This window comes from Agromyces chromiiresistens, from assembly GCF_029167465.1.
Taxonomy (GTDB): Bacteria; Actinomycetota; Actinomycetes; order Actinomycetales; family Microbacteriaceae; genus Agromyces; species Agromyces chromiiresistens.
Window position 1 is genome coordinate 157434 of the sequence record NZ_JARFNL010000003.1, and the last position, 19890, is coordinate 177323.

Sequence of the window (19890 nt, forward strand, 5' to 3'; positions counted from 1 at the left end):
GGGCGCGAGGTGGCGACGAGGCCGAAGACGAAGGCGGAGACGCTCGCATGGTTGCGCACCATCGCGGGTGAGCTCGCGACTGCGACGCTCAAGCGACTCGAGGACACGTTGCCGTGGTACGGCGACATGCCCCCGAGCCGCCGTTCCGCTGTCGGCCTCGTCGCCCAAGCCGGCATCTCGTCGTTCATCGCGTGGTTCGACGACCCCCGGTCGACGCCCTGGATCGCCGCCGACGTGTTCGGCGCCGCGCCGCGGGAGCTCCTGCGGTCGGTGAGCCTGCAGCAGACGCTGCAACTCATCCGGGTGACGGTCGAGGTCGTCGAGGAACGGGTGAAGGACGGCGGCGAGCCGCTCCGCGAGGCGATCCTGCTGTACTCGCGTGAGATCGCGTTCGCGGCAGCCGACGTCTACGCCCGCGCCGCCGAGGCGCGCGGCCTGTGGGACGCCCGGCTCGAGGCCCTCGTCGTCGACTCCATCCTCTCCGGCGAGTCCGACGACGAGCTCCCGAGCCGCATCGCCGCCCTCGGCTGGCACGGTCACGGCGAGGTGGCCGTGCTCGTCGGCACGGCGCCGAAGCAGCTCGACGTCGACCACGTGCGCCGCGCCGCCCGGCACATGCACGCCGACGTGCTCATCGGCGTGCAGGGCAATCGCCTCGTACTCGTGATCGGCCGGGCCGACCCCCTCTCCCCCGACGGCGAGGAGTCGATCGGCACCTCGCCCGCCCTCACGTTCATGGAGATCGCGGCGCAGCTCGAGCCGCACTTCGGTCCCGGCCATCTCGTGCTCGGGCACGCCGTGCCGAACCTCGTCGACGCGTCGAAGAGCGCGAAGGCGGCGCTCGCCGGGTTCGCGGTGGCCCGGTCGTGGCGGCACGCGCCGCGACCCGTGCACGCCGACGACCTGCTGCCCGAGCGCGCGCTCGCGGGCGACCCGCTCGCGCGTGCGACGCTCGTCCACCGCATCTACCGCCCCCTGCAGGCGCACTCGACCGAGCTGCTGACGACGCTCTGGAGCTACCTCGACAACGGCCGGTCGCTCGAGGCGACCGCCCGGGAGCTCTTCGTGCACCCCAACACGGTGAGGTACCGGCTGAAGCGCGTCTCCGACGTCATCGGCTGGGATGCCACGGGCGCACGCGAGGCGCTCATCCTCCAGTCGGCGCTCATCATCGGATCGATGAGCGACCACGAGCACGCCCCGCGACGACCATCCTGAACCGGCCCAAGCATGGCCGTGGCATCGCGACGCTGTGCAGTCGATACAACGGTTGTGCGAAGAGCTTGTGGCGTGTGCACACCACAGTTCGTCCTGTGATTGGCAGACTGGGGTGGTGATCGTCGTCGTCTGCCCTGGACAGGGCTCTCAGACCCCCGGATTCCTCACCCCCTGGCTTGCAGAACCCGGCTTCGCCGAGCGCCTCGACGCGCTCTCGGCCGCCGCGGGCATCGACCTGGCCGCGCACGGCACGGTGAGCGACGCCGACACCATCCGCGACACCGCGGTCGCGCAGCCGCTCATCGTTGCGGCCGGCCTGCTCACGCTCGACGCGTTGCTCGACGACGGGCGTGCAGAGCGAATCGGCGGGATCGCCGGACACTCGGTCGGCGAGATCACGGCGGCCGCCGGGGCCGGCGTGCTGACCGGCACCGAGGCGATCGGCTTCGTCGCCGAGCGCGGCCGCGCGATGGCCGAGGCCGCTGCGCTCGAGCCGACCGGGATGAGCGCCGTGCTCGGCGGCGACGAGGCCGATCTGCTCGCGCGCCTCGCCGAGCTCGGCCTCGAACCGGCGAACTTCAACGGCGGCGGGCAGATCGTCGTCGCCGGCGCGGTCGACGCCCTCGAGCAGCTGAAGGCCGAGCCGCCGGCCGGCGCACGGGTCATTCCGCTGCAGGTCGCCGGCGCGTTCCACACCCGGTACATGCGACCCGCCGTCGAGCGCCTCGCCGAGGTCGCCGAGCGGCTCTCCCCCGCCGACCCCGCCCTGCCGATCTGGACGAACCGCGACGGCAGCACGGTCGCCTCCGGCACCGAGTTCCTCGAACTCCTCGTCGGGCAGGTCTCGTCGCCCGTGCGCTGGGACCGCTGCATGGAGTCGTTCGCCGAAGCGGGCGTCTCCGGCATCATCGAGCTCGCACCCGCCGGCGCGCTCGTCGGTCTCGCCAAGCGCGGCCTCAAGGGCGTGCCGACGGTCGCCGTGAATACTCCCGACGACCTCGCCGCCGCCATCGAGCTCATCGACCAGGCCGCCTGAGCCGCCGCCCCCGCGAACGGAGAAAGCCGAGCATGACGAGACCAACCCTCCAGCAGTCGCACGGACCCGCCTACACGCGCATCTACGCACTCGGTGCTGCGCGCGGCGCGAACGCGGTGCCGAACGACGACCTCGTCGGCCCGATCGACTCGTCCGACGAGTGGATCCAGCAGCGCACCGGCATCGTGACCCGCACCCGCGCCGACGCCGACGTGTCGGCGCTCGACCTCGCGACGGCCGCGGCGACCGAGGCCATCGAACGCTCGGGCGTCGCCCCCGAGCTCGTCGACCTCGTCATCATCGCGACGATCTCGAACGTGCAGCAGACCCCGTCGATGGCTGCGGTCGTCGCCGATCGGGTCGGGGCGAACCCCGCCGCCGCCTACGACACGAACGCCGCATGCGCCGGCTACGCCTACGCGGTGGCCCAGGCCGACGCCCTCATCCGCGCCGGCGCGGCGCACTACGCGCTCGTGATCGGCGCAGAGAAGCTCTCCGACGTCGTCGACCCGACCGACCGCTCCATCTCGTTCCTCCTCGGCGACGGCGCCGGCGCCGCCGTCATCGGCCCGAGCGACACGCCCGGCATCGCACGCACCATCTGGGGTTCGGACGGCTCGAAGGCGGGCGCGGTCGGCATGAACAGCACCCTCATCGAGTTCCGTGACGGCGCGGCCGAGTGGCCGACGCTCCGTCAGGAGGGCCAGACGGTCTTCCGCTGGGCGGTGTGGGACATGGCGAAGGTCGCGAAGCAGGCCCTCGACGCCGCCGGCGTCACGAGCGCCGACCTCGCCGCCTTCATCCCGCACCAGGCGAACATGCGCATCATCGACGAGTTCGCGAAGCAGCTCAAGCTGCCCGAGTCCGTGGTGATCGCCCGCGACATCGCGACGACCGGCAACACCTCGGCCGCTTCGATCCCGCTCGCGACGCACCGCCTGCTCGAAGAGCACCCCGAGCTTTCCGGAGGCCTCGCCCTCCAGATCGGCTTCGGCGCCGGACTCGTGTTCGGCGCCCAAGTGGTGGTTCTCCCCTGAACCGCCGACCCCTGTCCATCTAGACTGTCACTCGGTCAAACGAGACACCCCTCAAGGAGAAGAACCATGGCATTGTCCACCGAAGAAGTGCTTGCCGGCCTGGCCGAGCTCATCAACGACGAGACCGGCATCGCGACCGACACGGTTGAGCTGGACAAGTCGTTCACCGACGACCTCGACATCGACTCGATCTCGATGATGACGATCGTCGTCAACGCCGAGGAGAAGTTCGACGTGAAGATCCCCGACGAGGAGGTCAAGAACCTCAAGACCGTCGGCGACGCCGTCGACTTCATCGTCAAGGCCCAGGCCTAGTCGCTGCGACGAGCGGGCCGCGGCAACGTCCCGGCCCGCTCGATCCGTCCCCTTCGTCTTCCTCCCCGGAGTGTTTTCGTCATGACCAAGAACATCGTCGTCACCGGCATCGGTGCGTCGTCGCCGATCGGCGGCACCGCCCCCGACAGCTGGGCCGCGCTGCTCGCCGGCGCATCGGGCGCACGCACCCTCGAACACGACTGGGTGGCCGAGTACTCGCTGCCCGTCACCTTCGCCGCCGAAGCCCTCGTGCGGCCCGACACCGTGCTCGAGCGCCCGGTCGCGAAGCGACTCGACCCGTCGTCGCAGCTCGCACTCGTCGCCGCGCTCGAAGCGTGGGCCGACGCAGGCAGCCCCGAGGTCGACCCCGAGCGTCTCGGCGTCGACTTCGCCACCGGCATCGGCGGCGTCTGGACGCTGCTCGACGCGTGGGACACGCTGCGCGAGAAGGGCCCGCGACGGGTCCTCCCGATGACGGTGCCCATGCTCATGCCGAACTCGGCCTCCGGCAACCTCTCGCTGCACTTCGGCGCCCGCGCCTTCGCGACCACGGTCGCGAGCGCCTGCGCATCGAGCACCGAGTCGATCTTCAACGCCATCGAGCACCTCCAGGACGGCCTCGCCGACGTCGTCATCGCCGGTGGCACCGAATCGGCGATCCACCCGATCACCATCGCCTCGTTCGCCTCGATGCAGGCGCTGTCGAAGCGCAACGACGACCCGGCGACGGCATCGCGCCCGACGAGCATCGACCGCGACGGCTTCGTCATGGGCGAGGGCGCCGGCGTCCTCATCCTCGAGACCGAGGAGCACGCCAAGGCGCGCGGCGCGAAGATCTACGCGTACGTCGCCGGCGGCGGCGTCACGGCCGACTCGTACCACATCACGGCGAACGACCCCGAGGGCCGCGGTGCCGCCCGCGCGGTGAGGCTCGCACTCGAGCAGGCGGGCGCATCGCCCGACGAGGTGACCCACATCAACGCCCACGCGACGTCGACGCCCGTCGGCGACCCGAACGAGTACCAGGCGCTCAAGGCCGTGTTCGGCGCCCGGGTCGACGACATCCCCGTGTCGGCGACGAAGGCCTCGACCGGGCACCTGCTCGGCGGCACCGGAGCGCTCGAGGCGATCTTCACCGTGCTCGCACTGCGCGACCGCGTGGCCCCGCCGACGATCAACATCACCGAACAGGACCCGGAGGTCCCGTTCCGCGTCTCGGGCGCGACGCAGGAGCTCGGCAGCGGCGACCAGCTCGCGATCTCGAACTCGTTCGGGTTCGGCGGGCACAACGCCGTCGTCGCGTTCCGCTCGGCCTGATCGGCGACTCGCATCGAAGGACCCCGGCGCTGACGCGCCGGGGTCCTTCTCGTCCGCGACATCCAGACATCGAAGGACCCCGGCGCTGACGCGCCGGGGTCCTTCTCGTCATGGGGCCGTCTGCTTCGCTCGTACGTCTGCCGGGGTTCCCCGTCCGACCTCCGCGTCGCGCCGCAGCCGGCCCTCGGTCGTATCACCCCACCTGGTGCAGCCACACGACGGGGGCGAAGTCGCTCGCGTGGCGGAAGGGCTCGAGCTCGTCGTCCCAGGCCTGCCCGAGCGCGAGCCTGAGCTCGCGATGGAGTTCCCGTGCGTCGTGCCCGCCCATCTCCATGGCGTAGCGGATGCGGTCCTCGGGCACGACGGTGTTGCCGGCCGAGTCGGTCTGCGCGAAGAAGACGCCGAGCTCTGGTGTGTGCATCCAACGAGCACCGTCGCTGCCGGGCGTCGCGTCCTCGCTCACCTCGAACCGCAGCTGCTCCCAGCCGCGCAGCGCCGAGGCCATGCGAGCGCCCGATCCGGCGTCACCCTCCCAGTAGAACTCTGCGCGCAGCGCACCGCGAAGCACGGGCTGCTCCTGCCAGTCGAAGTTCACGGGGACTCCGAGGGCGCGCCCTGCTGCCCACTCGACGTGCGGACAGAGCGCCCGCGGCGAGGAATGCACGAACAGCACACCCCGCGCGGCGCGTGCGGTCCGCGCGACCGTCTCTGCCATCTCCATCTCCGTTCTCGTGAGGTGCGTCTTCCCCTACGACCTCGGAACGGCGGGTGGCCGGTGTTCGATTGTGGGCGGCATCGGCCGCACCGCCGATTATGCCCCGGATCAGGCGGGTTGACAAGGGTTCCCCTCGGTTCGCCGTGCCTCGGCATCATGCCCCGTCGACAACACTATGCTCGGTGAGGTATTCGCTCGCGTGGAAGGGAAGCCGCCGATGGCCGTCAGAGAAGCGCTCCTCGCACTGCTGCTCACCGGACCCGCCTACGGCTTCCAGCTGCATTCGGCGCTCGCGACGCGAACCGGCGGACGCCGACGCGTCAACGTCGGGCAGAGCTACGCGACGCTCGAGCGGGCCTCGAAGGCCGGCCTGACCGAATCGGCCGGGACGACGGCGGACGGACTCCCGCTGCACCGGCTCACCGCGGCAGGAACCGCGGTCGCGCGCGGCTGGCTCGAGGGCACGGATGCCTCGGGCGCCGACCCGTGGGACGAGACGATCGATCGCGTGCTGATCGGCGCGTCACTGCCTGACGTCGATGATCGCGCGATCATCACGAACGAGCGCGCGCGATGGGCCGACCGACTCGCATCGGCCGAAGCCGACGGTGACGTCGACGAGGCCACCGGCACGACGGCGGCGGCCACCGAACTGGTGCGCCTGGCCGGGGCCGCGGATGCCGCCCGAGCACGCGCGGCGATCGACTGGCTCGATACGACGGCACGCGTATCGGCATCCGGCCGGACGCTCGCGTTCGCGCCGACGGCCGAGCGCCCGCGGCGCGGCCGTCGCCCTGCGGTGACCTCGGACGCCGCCGGGGAGGCTCAACCGTCGGCCATCGCGTAGCTGTCGACGATCGCGAGGTCGAGCGGAAAGTCGACCGGGAAGTCGCCGAAGAGCAGTCGGCCCGCGTCGACGGCGCACGCCCGGACCGCGGTCGCGACCGCTTCGGCATGCTCGCTCGGCGTATGCACGATGATCTCGTCGTGCAGGTAGTAGACGAGGTGGGGCACCGCGCCGAACACCGGCCCCGACCGCTCGGCGCGCTTGATCGAGGGCGGGAGGGCGGCGAGGCGGGTGCGAAGCGCCGCCATCCAGCAGAGCGCCCACTCTGCGGCACTCCCCTGCACCACGAAGTTGCGGGTGAACCGGCCCCAGTCGCGCGCGACGCTGCGCGCGCGGCGCTCGTCGGCCGGAGTCGCGTCGGGCTCACTCGCCCTGGCCTGGACGGCATGCCAGGACGACGCCGGGGCGGGCGACGACCGCCCGAGGTTCGTGGTGACCTGTCCGCCGCGTTCACCCGTCGCCGCCGCCCGGTCGACGAGCGCCATCGCTCGCGGGTAGGCACGCGCCAGGCGGGGCACGAGCCGTCCGCTGTCGCCCGTCGTCGCTCCGTACATCGCCCCGAGGATCGCGACCTTCGCCTGGTCGCGCGTCTCGACGACGCCGTCGTCGACGATGCCCTGATAGATGTCGCGCCCTCGCGCGGCCGCGGCCATCGAATCGTCGTGGGCCAGGCCCGCGAGCACCCGGGGCTCGAGCTGGGCCGCGTCGGCGACGACGAGCGACCAGCCCGGGTCGGCGACCACGGCGCCGCGAATGTTCTTCGGCAGTTGCAGCGCTCCACCCCCTGAGGTCGCCCAACGTCCCGTCGCCGTGCCGCCCGGTACGTAGTCGGGGCGGAATCGCCCGTCGGCGATCCATTCGTCGAGCCACGCCCAGCCGTTCGCGCTCAGGAGCCTCGCCGATCGCTTGTACGCGAGCAACGGGGCGATCGCCGGGTGGTCGTGGTCGCGAAGCTCCCATTTGGCCGTGGAGTCGACCTGGATGCCCGCGTTCCGCAGCGCACGCAACAGCTCGACCTGCGAATCGAGGTTGGCCGAGGGCTGTTCGAGCGCGGCGCGGACCTCGGCCGCCAGGATCGCCATGCGCTCGGGCTTCCAGCCGGGTTTCGGACGCGGGCCGAGCTCGGCCTCGAGAATCGCCTCGTGGACCTCCCTCCGCCACGGAAGACCGGCGGCATGCAGCTCAGCGCCGATCAGGGCACCGGCCGACTCGGCCGCGAGGAGCAGCCGCATCGCTCCGGGACGTGCACTCGCGCGCGTCAGCCGCTCCTGCCGCCGGAACTCCGCGACGACCGCGTCGAGGACGACGGTCGCCGGATTCGTGTTCGGGGATGCACCGTCGTCGAGCGCTTCCCCCAGTTCGAACAGGGCGGTCGCTCCCGCGCCCGAGTGCGAGGAGGGCGCGACCGCGCCGACCCCACCACCCGAGAGGTTCGGTGCGGCGTCGAGCCATCGCGGCCTGCCCGTCTCGGCTTCGCGAGCGGCACGCGCATCGGTCGACCCCTCGAGGATCGCACCGCAGAGCAGGAGGTCGTGGCACCGCTCGATGCGGACACCGGCGTCGAGCAGCATCGGATACCAGTGCCGAGTGTCGCTCCACACCCACCTCGGCCCGTGCTGCTCGAGCGCGGCCGCCCGTGCCGGCAGGTCGGCGACCTCGATCACTTCGGCGCTCGCCGCGGGGTCGTCGAGATCGACGAGGGCGACCCGGTCGCGCCCGTCGGCCCCGGCCGCGATCCGCACGTATCCATTCTCGTGGCCGCCGCCGACATCGGATGTCGGCGGCGCAAACGAGACTCATGGTCATGACGAACGAGGAGCGGTCTCCGTGGTCGCAGTGAGGTTCCGCTGCGGGCACGGTGCACCGGCCGACGATGCGCACGTCATCGGCCGTCCCTGCCCGCTGTGCATGCTCATCGCCGAGACCCAGCGCTCGCGTGCCGAACTCCTCAGGCGCGTGTCGCCGGCGCAACGAGCCCGCCTCGCCACCGAGACGCGTCTCGGCGCCGAGTACGAGTGGCGCTGCGATCGGGGTCACGATCGCTATCGGGCCTCGGTCGCCGACCAGCTCACGGGCACCGGCTGCACCAAGTGCCGAACGAACGCGCACGCACCGGCAGCCCTCCGGGAGGCGGGTGTGGCGTTCATGAACCCGGGGCTCCGCACTCGCACGTCGATGACCGAGCAGCGGCTGCGAGCGCTCCTCGGCGAACGCATCAGGCTGCATCACCGGGTCAACGCCGTGCGGGTCGCCCGCACGTTCTTCGGCCGCACCGAGGTCTGGCCCGACATCATCGTGCCGCAACTGCGCATCGCGGTCGAGTACGACGACCCGGGCCGCTCGCGCCGAGCGCACCTCGGGCTGAAGGAGGCCTCCGACCTCGAGAAGGACGAAGCGCTGGGCGAGGTCGGCTGGCGGGTCATCCGAGTTCGCGGCGGCGGGCTCGGCCCGCTCGGGCCCACGAGCATCGTCTGTGCACGCCTCACGGCCGAGGTCGCCGACGACGTGGTCGCGATGATGCGACGCATCCGCGGCGACGCCGCCGTCGACGCGATCCTGGTCGGCGTTCAGCGCTCGGGCTTTGATTCGGCCTGACTCCGTCTGCTAGGAATGGAGCGCCCCCCTACCGGCCGACGATTGGACCCGACGATGAGTTCCCCCAGCCTCCAGACCGAGCCCGAAGCCCTGAGCGACTACGCAGCGGTGGGAGGCGCCCCCGCGATCAGCGCGGTCGTCGACCGCTTCTACGAACTGGTGCTCGGCGACGAGAACCTCGTGCGCTACTTCGACGGCGTCGAGATGGTCCGCCTCAAGCGGCACCAGGTCGCGCTCGTCTCGACCGTCATGGGCGGTCCGGTCGTCTACGAGGGCCGCGATCTCCGCAAGGCCCACGCGAACATGGGCATCTCGGCGGGCGACTTCGCCGCTGTCGCGGGTCACCTGGTGACCGCCTTGACCGACGCCGGCGTTCCGTCGGAGATCATCGATCGCACGGTGAGCGCGGTCGCCGCGACCCAGCCCGACATCGTCGAGGTCACCTCGACGCACGAGTGACGCGTTGGACACCGCCGCTCTGAAGCACACCTGGTCGCTGGCGGAGTCGCTCGGCGACGAGGTGCCGCTCTTCTTCTACTCGCACCTGTTCTACACGCACCCCGAGCTGCGGGCCATGTTCCCGGTGTCGATGGCGACCCAGCGCGACCGACTCGTCGGCGCGCTGGGCCGCATCGTCTCGAACGTCGACCAGCTCGACGAGGTGACCGCGTTCATCCAGCAGCTCGGCCGGGATCATCGACGCTTCGAGGTGATCGCCGAGCACTACGACGCCGTCGGTCTCTCACTGCTGACGACGCTCAAGCACTTCCTCGGCGACCAGTGGACCGCTGAGCTCGCCGCGGACTGGGCCGCGGCCTACGGCCTGATCGCCACCGTCATGGTGCAGGCGGCCGAGGATTCCGAACACGACAGTCCGGCGTCCTGGCAGGGTCATGTCATCGCCGTCGAGCGAAAGAGCATGGAGCTCGCGGTCGTGCAGGTGCGCCCCGAACCCGAGCTGACCTTCGAACCCGGGCAGTCGGTCGCGGTCGAAACGGCGCATGCGCCACGACTGTGGCGCTACCTCAGCATCGCGAACGCGCCGCGGGTCGATGGAACGCTCGAGTTCCACGTGCAGCTCGTACCGGGTGGCCAGGTCTCGAGCGCGATCGTTCGCAAGCTCAAGGCCGGCGACGTGCTGCGGCTCGGGGCGCCGGTCGGGCGGGAGCTCACGCTCGAGCCCGAGGAGCACCACCGTGAACTGCTGATGGTCGCGGGAGGCACCGGGTTCGCGCCGCTCCGCGCGCACCTCGAGCGCATCGACCTCAACTGGCAGAAGACCGGCCAGGCTCCTCGCGTCCACCTGTTCCACGGAGCACGCGTGCCGTGGAACCTGTACGAGCACCGTCTGCTGCAGAGCCTCGCCGGACGCCCGTGGTTCACCTACACGCCCGTCGTCTCCGATGATCCGAGCTACCCCGGGCAGAAGGGGCTGGTCGGCGATGCCGCGGTCGCAGAGGGCGTCCGCCCCGATGCCCTCGCGATGGTCTGCGGCTCCCCCGCCATGGTCAAGCACACGCTCGCACGGCTCCGCGGCGCCGGCGTCGCGTCGGGCGATCTCCGGTTCGAGCAGTTCGCGACGCTCGAGGAGGAGCGCCCGGAAGAACGTCACGACATCCGAGATGGGCAGCCGTCCGGGTTGCCCGCCGAACGAATGGGAAGTGCCCGATGACTCCCGATCTTGAAAATGAGCCGCAATCCGATTTCGTACCGATGCCGACGGCGATCCCGTCGACGCCGGCAGCACCTGAGTCGAGTCCTGCGCAGGAGATCGATCTCGCGCGCGCCGTCGCCCGCCTGCCCAAGACGGACTCTGCCAGATTCGCGGTCCGGCACATCGGCGCCGGTTACGATCGCGCCGAGATCGACGCGTTCCTCGTCGAACTGAACGAGGCGATCGACGTCGTCCGAGAGGCGGCGGAACGGGATCGCCGAGAACTCGAGGAACTTCGCGCAGAGAACGCGAGACTCAGCGCTACGGCTGAGGCGAAGCTCGACGAAGAAGTCACCCTCGGGGCCGTCGACCTGCTCTCGCAGGCGCAGACGATCGCCGACCGGGCCGTTGCCGATGCCGAGCAGTACGCGCGCGAACTCGTGCTCGCGGCCCGCGAGGAGTACCGCGACGTGCTGGAGCGTGCCGCACGTGCGGAGGACGCCCATGCGGCCGCCGGAGCCACCGGGCCGGCGCCGGCGCCCTCGCCGCAGGCGGCGATGCCCGAGATCGAGTACGTGCGCACGTACGCCCAGGTCGCGCAAGTTCAACTGCGTTCGGTGCTCGAGGCGCTGGCCGAGCAGGTCGACCGGCTCGGCGCCCTGCCGCAACCCGCAGGCGAACCGGCTGCACCGGCGGCCGGCGACGATGTCGCCGACGCGGACGAGGTCACCGACGAAGAACCCGACTGGCTCCCTGCTGTGCCGCCGGAACCCGCTCTGCAGCGACAGACGTACATCAAGCCCTGATCCGGCGGCCTCGCGACGACCTCGCCCCGGAGATCTGCGAACGTCGGGGTGCGCCGCTCCCCCGACGCGCGCAGATCGAATGGCATTCGTCGTCGTCGAGGCCGATGCGTTTCGCGTGCGCACGGTCTTCGAGCGCCACCGGCGCGTCAGCGAAGCGGCGGCGCTCGCCGAGGACGGATGGGTGGCAGCGTCTCATCGCTCGACTCCATCGACGGGTGGATGCTGCGGACTCGGCGTCGGCCACCGCGAATCCCTCCGTCGCGTGCTTGCAGCGAGACGGTGCTTGCGCCAAACTGAGCATGTCTCGCATACGAGACGGCCAGTGGGGGGCGGGCATTCGGAGCGCAGGGCGTCACGAGCAGGCGCGAGGTGGGATCGATGGATGACCGTCGCACGAGCACGAGCACGAGCACGAGCACGAGCCTGCGGCTGAGCCGCCGCGCGTTCATCACGGCCGCCGGCGCCGTCGGAGCGGGCTTCATGCTGTACGCCGTGATGCCGGGTGGCATCCGAGTCGCGGTGGCACACGTCCCCGGCGGCGCCCTCGCACCCGCCGACGTGCCGAAGTTCCGAACACCGTTGCTCATCCCGCCGGTCATGCCTCGGGCCGGCACCGTCGCCATGCGTGGCGGCAAGAACGCGGACTCCTACGAGATCTCGGTGCGGCAGTTCACTCAGCAGGTCCTCCCCGCCGGCATGCCGGCCACCACCGTATGGGGGTACGGCGCTGTCGCCTCGACGAGCAAGAAGGGGCTGCTGGTGCACCACGCTCCCTCGCTCACGATCGAGGCGAAGTGGAATCGGCCGGTTCGGGTCAAGTGGATCAACGAGCTCGTCGATGACGACAGGCGGTTCCTGCCGCACCTGCTGCCGGTCGATCCCACGTTGCACTGGGCGAACCCGCCGGGCGGTGCGACCGGACGGGACTCGCGGCCGAGGTTCGAGACGACGCCGAACGCCTACGACGGACCGGTGCCGATCGTCACGCACCTGCACGGCGCAGTCGGCGTCGGTGACGAGAGCGACGGATACCCCGAGGCGTGGTATCTGCCCGCCGCAGACGACATCCCCGCAGGCTTCGCGACGGAGGGCACGTGGTACGAGTTCTTCGCCGGCAAGGCGGGCAGCGAACACGCGGTGGCCTGGGGCACCGGCTATGCCGTCGTCGACTACCCGAACGACCAGCGCGAATCGACCCTCTGGTTTCACGACCACACACTCGGAATGACCCGGCTCAACGTCTATGCAGGTCCGGCGGGGTTCTTCCTCGTACGCGGCGGGCCCGAGGGCGCAGACGCGATCCTCGACGGCCGCTTCGGGACCACCGCCGTGCTACCTGGGCCGGCACCGAAGGACGGCGACAAATTCCCGGCGAACAAGACGTACCACGAGATCCCGATCGCCGTGCAGGACCGTTCGTTCAACGAGGACGGATCCTTGTTCTACCCGGACACGCGGGCCCTCTTCGACGGCATCGTCGGCGACTACCTGCCCGCGGGCGAGTTCTCCCCGATCTGGAACCCGGAGTTCTTCGGGAACATGATCATCGCCAACGGCAACGCGTGGCCGTTCCAGGTCGTCGAGCAATGTCGCTACCGGTTGCGGTTCCTCAACGGATGCCAATCGCGGTTCCTGATCCTGGACTTCTCTGCGATCCCCGGTCTCGAGGTGTGGCAGATCGGCAATGAGGGTGGATACCTCGATGGGCCGGTGAACCTATCGGCCGATCACGCGGGCCGGCTGCTCATGGGGCCTTCCGAGCGCGCGGACCTCATCGTCGACTTCACCGGCGTTCCGCTCGGGTCGTACGTCCTCGGCAACGTCGGTCCGGACGAGCCGTTCGGAGGCGGAACCCCTGGCTTGGACTTCGAGCCCTCCGACGCCGCCTCGACGGGGCAGGTCATGCAGTTCCGGGTCGTCCCGGCGGTCGCGCCCGATCCGACGACCCCGCCCCGATACCTGGTACTCCCCGCGCGAACGCCTCTGCCGGTCGAGACGTCTACCCGGTCGCTCGCGCTCATCGAGAAGTCCGCGATCGGATTCGATGCTGGCGGTCGTCCGGTCGACGGCCCGACGGAGGCGGTCCTCGGCGTCGTCGACGCCGGCGTGCCGGTCCCGCTCGATTGGGACGACGACGTCACCGAGAATCCGCAGGTCGGCGCCACCGAGGTGTGGGAGTTCGCGAACACGACCGGCGATGCGCATCCGATGCACGTGCACGAGATCGCCTTCGAAGTGGTCGGCCGCGAGAGGCTCGTCCTGGACGAGGAGGGTGAGGTCGCCGTGCCCGTGACGCCGGCCGGCTCGATGCGTCCCCCGGAGCCGTGGGAGACCGGCGTGAAGGACTCGGTGATCTCCTATCCCGGCGAGGTCACCCGCGTGCGGCTCCGGTTCGCACGTCCTGGACAGTTCGTCTGGCACTGCCACATCGTCGAACACGAGGACAACGAGATGATGCGCCCGTATCGCGTCGGCCCCGAACAGCACGGGCAGCCGGGCGTGCAGGTCATGCAGGGCGGCGGAGTCCGACATCGCGCGGCGCCTGACGGTTCACGTCCGGTCGCCTGACGAGCCGTCCCTCAACTCACCCGCAGTTCCTCCGGCGAGACGACCAGGTCGACGAGCGCGCCGTTCCGCAGCACGGTCATCTCCATGCGCCGGCCGATCGCCGCTTCGACCATGAGCCGCTGCACGCCGGTCGGATCGAAGACGGGCGTGCGGTCGATCGAGATCACGATGTCGCCAGCCTTCGCGCCGGCGAGGGCGGCCGGACTGCCCGCGATGGTCGACATGACCTGCATGCCGGTCGGCGATCCGATGCGGTCGCTCGCGTCGGGGCTCAACCTGACCCTCGTGCCGGCGATCCCGAGCCACGCGCGGCGCACGCGACCGGTCGTCGTGAGGGTCTCGATGATCGCGAGCGTGCTGGCGTTCATCGGCACCGCGAGTCCGAGGCCGATACCCGCGACCGCCGTGTTGACGCCGACGAGCCGACCTGAACTGTCGGCGAGCGCACCCCCGCTGCTCCCGGGATTCAGGGCGGCATCCGTCTGGATGACCTCGTCGATCACCCGCCCGGAGCGAGTCGGAAGCGAGCGCCCGAGGGCTGAGACGATGCCCGCCGTGACGCTGCCCGCAAGCCCCCTCGGGTTGCCCAGCGCAACCACCAGCTGCCCGACCCGCAGTTGCGACGCGTCGCCGAGCGACACCGGAGCCGGCGTCGGCCCGAGCGCGCGCAGCACGGCCAGATCGGAGAGCACGTCGGCACCCACGACGCGCGCGTCAGAGGTTCGCCCGTCGGCGAACGCGAGTTCGACGGTGGATGCCTCGGCCACGACATGCGCACTGGTGAGCAGGTGCCCGTCGGCGCTGATCACCGTAGCGCTGCCGGCTCCCGAACCCGCCGACGTGCGCACGCTCACCGCGGAGACCGCGGGCAGCACCTGCTCGGCCACGCGCACGACCGCGGCGGAATAGGCGTCGAGCGCCTCGCTGTCGTCCATGCGGCAAGTCTCGCCCCGCGTCGGCGCGGTTCCGCCGCTGTTCGCCGACGGCGGAGCGGACGCCGAACTCGAGACGCGATCGAACGACCCGAAAGCGCTCGGCCCGACCTCGTTCCTCGCGAGCCGTTCGCTCGGTCAGACGTCGATCCACTCGGTTCCATCACCGGGGCGGATCCGCGCCAGCGGCCGTCGCCCCGCACGCGACGAACTCCGCGCCCTGCTCTCCGCTCCGCGATACGGACGTCCGCAGAACACCGACGAAGCTGATCCATTCGCTCGAGTCCTTGCCCGATCCTGCTCGAATCAGCAGAATCGGGTGCGCACCGGGCCGGCATCCTGCTTCAATTCCGGCATGCGACTCGACGACGTACGCGACCTCATCTCCAAACACGCCGGCGAGGCGACACCGATCGTCGACGGGGCGGTCATCTCCAAGATCGAGCACAGCGGACCGCCGGAACTCAGCACGACCGGCACCGTGCTCGTGCTGCTCGCGCAAGGCGCCAAGCGACTCGCCGTCGGCGACCAGGTGCACGACTACGCGGCCGGCCAGTGCCTCGTGGCATCGGTGGACCTGCCCGTGAGCGGGCACTTCGTCGACACGACGCCCGAGTCTCCAGCACTTGGTTTCGCGCTGACGCTCCGCCCTGCGCTGATCGCCGAGTTGCTGCTCCAGGCAAACACGATGCCGCGCCCTCCCGTCGAACGCGATCGCGGCAGCACCGGGATCTCCGTCGGAGACGCTTCACCGGACCTGATCGACGCGGTCGGGCGGATGGTCCGCCTCGTCGAACGACCGGCGGACCGATCCGTGCTCGCACCGCTCATCGAACGGGAGTTGCACTGGCTCGTCCTGAGCAGCCCACACGGCGTCTCGGCCCGCGACCTGGGCCTCGCGGACAGCGGTGTGAGTCGCGTCGGCCACGCGGTGCGATGGATCCGCGAGCACTACACGGAACCGTTCCGGGTCGTGGAGCTCGCCAATCTCGCCCGAATGAGCCAGTCGGCCTTCCATCGCGCGTTCCGCGCCGTCACCGCCCTCAGCCCGATCGAATATCAGAAGCAGGTGCGATTGCAGGAGGCGCGGATCCGGCTGGTCGCCACGCCCGGCGACGTCGCCGGCGCGGCTCGCGCGGTCGGCTACACGAGTCCGTCGCAGTTCAGCCGCGACTACCGTCGCCGCTTCGGTGCCGCTCCGTCGCAGGATGCCGCGCGACTGAACGAAGCGGGAGGCGCACGATGATCCGGGGCACCTCGACCTTGACCGCCGTGCGAAGCATGGAGGGCGACCGGGTCACGACCCTCGAGCTCTTCTTCGACCTCGCCTTCGTCTTCGCGTTCACCCAGCTCAGTCGCCTCATGGCGCAGGAGCACGACCTCATCGGGGTCGTGCAGGCGATGACGATCCTTGCGCTGCTGTGGTGGTCGTGGAACTCATACGGGTGGCTCGCCAACCTCGCTCATGCCGACCAGGGCTGGGTGCGCGCCGTGATGCTCGTCGCAATGGGCTCGATGGTGATCGTGGGCGTCACGGTTCTGGAGGCCTACCACGATCTGCGCGGCGGTCTGTTCGCGCCGCTCGTCTTCGTCGGCGCATACCTCCTCGCGCGCATCACGCACATCTTCGCGTTCGCGGTGGTCTCGGCGCGGCCGCTGCGACGCCGGGCGTTCCTCACCTCGCTGCTCGCCGTTGTACCGTCAGGCGTCCTGCTCATCGCCGGCGCGATGATCGGCGGCGGGTGGCAGCTCGGCCTGTGGCTCGCCGCCGTCGTGATCGAACCCGTCGTCACCCACCGAATGAGCAGCGGCGTGGACTGGCGGGTCGGTTCGACGGTGCACTTCACCGAACGACACGGGCTGATCGTGATCCTGGCGATCGGCGAGTCGATCATCGCGATCGGAGCCGGCGTCGCCCAGGAGCCGATCGACCTTCCCATCCTGCTCGGCATCGTGTGCGCGCTCGTCGTGGCGGCCGGATTCTGGTGGGCGTACTTCTCCCGACTCGCCCACGATGCCGAGGGAGCACTCGCCCGTCGCGACGAGGGCGACCGGGCCAGGACTGCACGGGATGCCTACACCTATTTGCACCTGCTCATCGTCGCCGGCATCGTCTTCGCGGCACTCGGTATCGAGGAAGCACTCGCGCACGTCGGCTCGGCAGCACCGCTCGGGTGGTTCAACGCGGCAGCACTGGGCGGCGGCACCGCCGGCTATCTGGCGGCGACGGTGTGGTTCCGGTGGCGGACGACGGGCGAGACGAACGCGGTGCGCCTCACAGGCGCGGTCGCGTCGGTGCTGATCGTGCCACTGCTCGGTGCCCTGCCGGCGCTCGGAGCGCTGGCGGTCGTCTCGCTGGTCGTCGTCGGCGCGCTCGGCTTGGAATCGATGTCTCGCGGATCCAGGCGGCACTGCGGCTCGGGCGATCGATCGACATCGGCCTGAACGGGAGCGTGCACACCGGGGCCTCGCCGATGGCTCCGATGTCGTCGGTGCGTGCGACGATCGGCGGAACGACGAGCGGTGAGAGGGCGGCATGCGGGGCGAGGCGACCGTGTTGCACGCGGATCTCGATGCCTTCTACGCCTCCGTCGAGCAGCGCGACGCTCCGGGGTTGCGCGGCCTGCCCGTCATCGTCGGCGGCGGTGTCGTGCTCGCAGCGAGTTATGAGGCGAAGGCTCGTGGGGTGCGCACCGCGATGGGTGGGCGGCAGGCGCGCGAGCTGTGCCCTGACGCCGTCGTCGTCCCGCCGCGGATGGACGCGTACTCGGCGGCGAGCCGAGCAGTGTTCGCGATCTTCCGCGACACCACCCCGTTCGTGGAGGGGCTTTCGATCGACGAGGCGTTCCTCGAGGTCGGGGGCCTCCGGCGCATCGCCGGCACGCCTGAGCAGATCGCGGTGCGATTGCGTGCGCGAGTTCGTGCGGAGGTCGGGTTGGCGATCTCGGTCGGGATCGCGCGGACCAAGTTCCTCGCCAAGGTTGCGAGTGCGGTCAGCAAGCCCGACGGCCTGCTCGTGGTCGAGCCCGCGCAGGAGCAGGCGTTCCTGCTCCCGCTGCCCGTCGAACGGTTGTGGGGCGTCGGTGCCGTGACCGCCGAGAAGCTGCACCGGCTCGGCATCACGACCGTCGGGCAGCTGGCCGAGCTCGAAGCCGCGACCGCGGAGCGGCTCCTGGGCAAGGCGACCGGCGCGCATCTGCACGCGCTCGCCCGCCTCCGGGACCCGCGCCCGGTCGACACCACGCGCCGCCGTGGCTCGATCGGCTCGCAGCGCGCGCTCGGCAGTCGCCCGCGGACGGCCGACGAACTGGATCTCATCCTCACCCAGATCGTCGACCGGCTCGCCCGCCGCCTCCGCGACGGCGACCGGGTGTGCCGCACTGTCGTACTGCGCCTCCGCTTCGGAGACTTCGCGAAGGCCACCCGATCGCGGACCATCCGATCCACGACCGACCGCACCGCGGTGCTCCTCGCCGTCGCGAAAGAGCTGCTGGCGGGCGCGCTCCCTGAGATCGCCGAGCGCGGCGTCACCCTGATCGGCGTCTCGCTGACGCAGCTGGTGCGCGGCGACAGCCGTCAACCCGAACTGCCGATCGACTGGGACGACGGCGGGCGCCTCGACACGGTGCTCGACGCCGTTCGCGATCGCTTCGGTGCTGAATCAGTCGCTCGAGCGGCGCAGCTCGGTCGCGATCCGGGATGGTCTCCGCCGCTGCTGCCCGAACACGAGTGACCGCTCCCGAACGCCCGCAGGTCGAGTCGCCGGACGCGATCCTGGAAGCCGCTCGCGAGTACCTCGGGGAGATGCTGCAGACCTTCGAATTGGCCCCAACTGCGGCGCCTCTGCGGCCGAACGCTCGGCGGTACGGCTCAGGACCCCAGGCTCACCTGGCGCTCCAGGGCTTCGATGACGGTTTCGGCGATATCGATGTCGTAGAGCCGCTCGATGCTCTGGAACCCGCCGGGACTCTCCGCGTTGATCTCCACCACCTGGCTGCCGATCACGTCGATGCCCACGAGGAACAGCCCATCGGCGACGAGCTTGTCGCCCATCGCCTCGGCGATGCCGAGCTCGGCCTCGCCCACCTCGAGGGGCACCGACCGACCACCGGTGCTGATGTTGGCGCGCGGGTCGTTGCCCGTGGGCACACGTCGGAAGGCGGCCGGCATGCCGTCGCGCTCGAGGATGCGGCCCTCCAGAAGGAAGATTCTGGCATCGCCGTCCTTGGCGCCGTCGATGAACTCCTGGATGATGGCGTAGCCGTCCTGCAGGACGGCCTCCGTCATCTGCGCGAGGTTGGTCTCCCCCGGGCCCTCGATCATGAACACGTTGCGGCCCTTGGCCCCGTACAACGGTTTGACGACGCAGTGGCCGACTTCATCGACGAACCGCTCGATCGCCTTCGGATCTCGTGTCACCAGCGACCGTGGCCGGACGCTCTCGGGAAATTCCTCCAGGTAGAGCTTGCTGGTCGCTCGATGGAGGGTGTTCGGGTCGTTGACGACCGTCACACCTCGGGCCGCGAGCATCTGTCCGAAGACCACGCCCATCGGGCTGGCCCACGCGCGCTCCTGCAGGTCGTCGATCGACTCGTTGCGGAGGACGAGCGCATCCAGCTCGTCCATGACGATCCGCTCGGCGTCGCGCGACTTGATCCCCTCCATGAAGCTCGCGAGGGTGTCGTCGCTCTTCCACCTCGCGGCACGGGCCCTGGCCGCGAACAGTCCGTCGCTGCTGCCGAGCTCGAGGTCCCCGACGCCGACGTACCAGGTCTCGTGCCCGCCCCTGGCCGCGGCCCTGGCGAGTCGGGTGGTCGTGTACTCGTCCACCTCGGTGTCGACGTCGTTGA

Annotated in this window: 18 protein-coding genes; 14 read left to right on the forward strand and 4 right to left on the reverse strand. The window is 70.5% G+C overall.

Annotated features, from left to right (window positions below; genetic code table 11):
- The first annotated feature begins 9 nt into the window (after nt 1-9).
- From PX701_RS06645 to PX701_RS06665, 5 genes are all read left to right on the forward strand, one after another.
- Nucleotides 10-1218: a PucR family transcriptional regulator gene (locus PX701_RS06645; protein WP_231431100.1), complete on the forward strand. Its 1209-nt coding sequence runs from the start codon at nt 10-12 to the stop codon at nt 1216-1218.
- 115 nt (nt 1219-1333) lie between these two features.
- Nucleotides 1334-2254 carry an ACP S-malonyltransferase gene (locus tag PX701_RS06650; protein ID WP_275505836.1) on the forward strand — a complete coding sequence of 307 codons (921 nt, stop codon included), beginning with the start codon at nt 1334-1336 and terminating at the stop codon, nt 2252-2254.
- A 32-nt stretch (nt 2255-2286) separates the two neighbouring features.
- The gene (locus PX701_RS06655) at nt 2287-3291 is read left to right on the forward strand and encodes a beta-ketoacyl-ACP synthase III (RefSeq protein WP_231431102.1); all 1005 of its coding nucleotides are present in this window, start codon (nt 2287-2289) and stop codon (nt 3289-3291) included.
- Nucleotides 3292-3357: 66 nt separating this feature from the next.
- The gene (locus tag PX701_RS06660) at nt 3358-3606 is read left to right on the forward strand and encodes an acyl carrier protein (protein WP_056731598.1); all 249 of its coding nucleotides are present in this window, start codon (nt 3358-3360) and stop codon (nt 3604-3606) included.
- A gap of 81 nt (nt 3607-3687) precedes the next feature.
- The gene (locus PX701_RS06665; protein WP_275505837.1) at nt 3688-4923 is read left to right on the forward strand and encodes a beta-ketoacyl-[acyl-carrier-protein] synthase family protein; all 1236 of its coding nucleotides are present in this window, start codon (nt 3688-3690) and stop codon (nt 4921-4923) included.
- 193 nt (nt 4924-5116) lie between these two features.
- Here PX701_RS06665 and PX701_RS06670 read toward each other — a convergent pair whose 3' ends face one another.
- Nucleotides 5117-5638: a DUF3145 domain-containing protein gene (locus PX701_RS06670; RefSeq protein ID WP_231431104.1), complete on the reverse strand. Its 522-nt coding sequence runs from the start codon at nt 5636-5638 to the stop codon at nt 5117-5119.
- 217 nt (nt 5639-5855) lie between these two features.
- Between PX701_RS06670 and PX701_RS06675 the strand changes: the two genes are divergently transcribed.
- Nucleotides 5856-6485 carry a PadR family transcriptional regulator gene (locus PX701_RS06675; protein ID WP_275505838.1) on the forward strand — a complete coding sequence of 210 codons (630 nt, stop codon included), beginning with the start codon at nt 5856-5858 and terminating at the stop codon, nt 6483-6485.
- On the opposite strand, the gene PX701_RS06680 is transcribed toward PX701_RS06675, so the two are convergent.
- Entirely contained in the window at nt 6464-8227 is a 1764-nt protein-coding gene (locus PX701_RS06680; protein WP_275505839.1) for a bifunctional 3'-5' exonuclease/DNA polymerase, read from the reverse strand. The two genes, PX701_RS06675 and PX701_RS06680, sit on opposite strands and share 22 nt — an antisense overlap.
- An 85-nt stretch (nt 8228-8312) precedes the next feature.
- On the opposite strand from PX701_RS06680, the gene PX701_RS06685 reads away from it, so the two are divergent.
- The 5 genes from PX701_RS06685 to PX701_RS06705 all read left to right on the forward strand — a co-directional run bounded on the left by PX701_RS06685 (nt 8313) and on the right by PX701_RS06705 (nt 14108).
- Nucleotides 8313-9080, forward strand: a complete 768-nt coding sequence (locus PX701_RS06685) for a zinc-ribbon domain-containing protein (protein WP_231431107.1) — start codon at nt 8313-8315, stop codon at nt 9078-9080.
- A gap of 54 nt (nt 9081-9134) precedes the next feature.
- Entirely contained in the window at nt 9135-9539 is a 405-nt protein-coding gene (locus PX701_RS06690; protein WP_231431108.1) for a group I truncated hemoglobin, read from the forward strand.
- 4 nt (nt 9540-9543) lie between these two features.
- On the forward strand, nt 9544-10752 hold the full coding sequence (locus tag PX701_RS06695) for a globin domain-containing protein (RefSeq protein WP_275505840.1): 1209 nt from the start codon (nt 9544-9546) through the stop codon (nt 10750-10752).
- 41 nt (nt 10753-10793) lie between these two features.
- A complete protein-coding gene (locus PX701_RS06700) occupies nt 10794-11540 on the forward strand; it encodes a hypothetical protein (protein ID WP_275505841.1) in 747 nt (248 codons plus the stop codon).
- A gap of 378 nt (nt 11541-11918) precedes the next feature.
- On the forward strand, nt 11919-14108 hold the full coding sequence (locus tag PX701_RS06705; RefSeq protein WP_275505842.1) for a multicopper oxidase family protein: 2190 nt from the start codon (nt 11919-11921) through the stop codon (nt 14106-14108).
- A gap of 11 nt (nt 14109-14119) precedes the next feature.
- Here the strand turns inward: PX701_RS06705 and PX701_RS06710 are convergent, their stop codons facing one another.
- On the reverse strand, nt 14120-15043 hold the full coding sequence (locus PX701_RS06710; protein WP_275505843.1) for a S1C family serine protease: 924 nt from the start codon (nt 15041-15043) through the stop codon (nt 14120-14122).
- Between the two features lie 352 nt (nt 15044-15395).
- Between PX701_RS06710 and PX701_RS06715 the strand changes: the two genes are divergently transcribed.
- The 3 genes from PX701_RS06715 (at nt 15396) to dinB (ending at nt 18773) form a co-directional block, all read left to right on the forward strand.
- The gene (locus PX701_RS06715; RefSeq protein ID WP_275505844.1) at nt 15396-16286 is read left to right on the forward strand and encodes an AraC family transcriptional regulator; all 891 of its coding nucleotides are present in this window, start codon (nt 15396-15398) and stop codon (nt 16284-16286) included.
- Complete coding sequence (locus PX701_RS06720; RefSeq protein ID WP_275505845.1) at nt 16283-17485, forward strand: low temperature requirement protein A; 1203 nt, start codon at nt 16283-16285, stop codon at nt 17483-17485. Before PX701_RS06715 ends, PX701_RS06720 begins: the two co-directional genes overlap by 4 nt.
- Nucleotides 17486-17576: 91 nt before the next feature.
- Entirely contained in the window at nt 17577-18773 is a 1197-nt protein-coding gene (dinB, locus tag PX701_RS06725) for a DNA polymerase IV (protein ID WP_275505846.1), read from the forward strand.
- A gap of 137 nt (nt 18774-18910) precedes the next feature.
- Here the strand turns inward: dinB and PX701_RS06730 are convergent, their stop codons facing one another.
- Entirely contained in the window at nt 18911-19870 is a 960-nt protein-coding gene (locus PX701_RS06730; RefSeq protein ID WP_231431115.1) for an ATP-grasp domain-containing protein, read from the reverse strand.
- Between the last annotated feature and the right edge of the window lie 20 nt (nt 19871-19890).

Excerpts from the sequence above, each read along its gene's own strand:
- PX701_RS06715 (WP_275505844.1), top strand. The coding sequence starts at position 15,396 with ATGCGACTCGACGACGTACGCGACCTCATCTCCAAACACGCCGGCGAG.
- PX701_RS06675 (WP_275505838.1), top strand. The coding sequence starts at position 5,856 with ATGGCCGTCAGAGAAGCGCTCCTCGCACTGCTGCTCACCGGACCCGCC.
- dinB (WP_275505846.1), top strand. The coding sequence starts at position 17,577 with ATGCGGGGCGAGGCGACCGTGTTGCACGCGGATCTCGATGCCTTCTAC.
- PX701_RS06690 (WP_231431108.1), top strand. The coding sequence starts at position 9,135 with ATGAGTTCCCCCAGCCTCCAGACCGAGCCCGAAGCCCTGAGCGACTAC.
- PX701_RS06670 (WP_231431104.1), bottom strand. The coding sequence starts at position 5,638 with ATGGCAGAGACGGTCGCGCGGACCGCACGCGCCGCGCGGGGTGTGCTG.
- PX701_RS06665 (WP_275505837.1), top strand. The coding sequence starts at position 3,688 with ATGACCAAGAACATCGTCGTCACCGGCATCGGTGCGTCGTCGCCGATC.
- PX701_RS06655 (WP_231431102.1), top strand. The coding sequence starts at position 2,287 with ATGACGAGACCAACCCTCCAGCAGTCGCACGGACCCGCCTACACGCGC.
- PX701_RS06705 (WP_275505842.1), top strand. The coding sequence starts at position 11,919 with ATGGATGACCGTCGCACGAGCACGAGCACGAGCACGAGCACGAGCCTG.
- PX701_RS06660 (WP_056731598.1), top strand. The coding sequence starts at position 3,358 with ATGGCATTGTCCACCGAAGAAGTGCTTGCCGGCCTGGCCGAGCTCATC.
- PX701_RS06700 (WP_275505841.1), top strand. The coding sequence starts at position 10,794 with ATGCCGACGGCGATCCCGTCGACGCCGGCAGCACCTGAGTCGAGTCCT.
- PX701_RS06720 (WP_275505845.1), top strand. The coding sequence starts at position 16,283 with ATGATCCGGGGCACCTCGACCTTGACCGCCGTGCGAAGCATGGAGGGC.
- PX701_RS06710 (WP_275505843.1), bottom strand. The coding sequence starts at position 15,043 with ATGGACGACAGCGAGGCGCTCGACGCCTATTCCGCCGCGGTCGTGCGC.